Source organism: Dactylosporangium salmoneum (assembly GCF_039532525.1).
In the GTDB taxonomy this organism is placed as follows: domain Bacteria; phylum Actinomycetota; class Actinomycetes; order Mycobacteriales; family Micromonosporaceae; genus Dactylosporangium; species Dactylosporangium salmoneum.
Window position 1 is genome coordinate 1 of record NZ_BAAARV010000028.1, and the last position, 743, is coordinate 743.

1 protein-coding gene is annotated in these 743 nt (G+C 69.3%); it reads left to right on the forward strand.

The genetic code is table 11. The annotated features are described in order from the left end of the window. Positions 1 to 118: 118 nt before the first annotated feature. Positions 119 to 743 (forward strand): IS5 family transposase (locus ABD352_RS19520; protein ID WP_344613845.1); only part of this gene is annotated, 625 nt, incomplete at its 3' end.

The following is a 743-nucleotide window of genomic DNA, read 5'->3' on the forward strand; positions in this document are numbered from 1 at the left end:
GCGACCGCCCACAGGTCCTCCGGCGCCCACGTCTGGATCATGTCCTCGACAACATCCGCCACAAATACAAGATCATGCCCGAGGCCACAACCTCACCAACTGAGACACCCCCTTAGCGGTGACGAGGCGGCATGACCTCACCGACGCGCAGTGGGCTGTGCTTGCCCCGCTGCTGCCTGCTGCGTCGTCCACCGGTCGGCCGCCGAAGTGGGAGAAACGGCAGCTGATCGACGGGATCAGGTGGCGGATCCGGATCGGCGCTCCGTGGCGTGATGTCCCGGCTGAGTACGCGCCCTGGCCGACCGTCTACGGCCTGTTCCGACGCTGGCAGCGGGACGGCACATGGGACGCGATCCTGGCCGCGCTGCAGGCACAGGGCGATGCGCGGGGCCGCATCGAGTGGTCGGTGAGCGTGGACTCGATGACCAGCCGCGCTCACCAGCACGCCGCCGGCGCCCGCAACGACGGGCACCTGCAGAAAGAACCACCCGGCGGGGTCCATGACGAGCCTGCCGATCACGGACTCGGCCGGTCCCGCGGCGGCCTGACCACCAAGACGCATCTGGCCTGTGAACAGGGCCAGAAAGTCCTGGCGATGATCGTCACCGCCGGGCACCGCGGTGACAGCCCGCAGTTCATTCCCGTCCTGCGCCGGATTCGAGTCGGCAGACTCGGCGTCGGCCGGGCCAGGACCCGCCCGGTGCTGGTCCTGGCCGACAAGGCCTACACCAGCCGCGGCAACC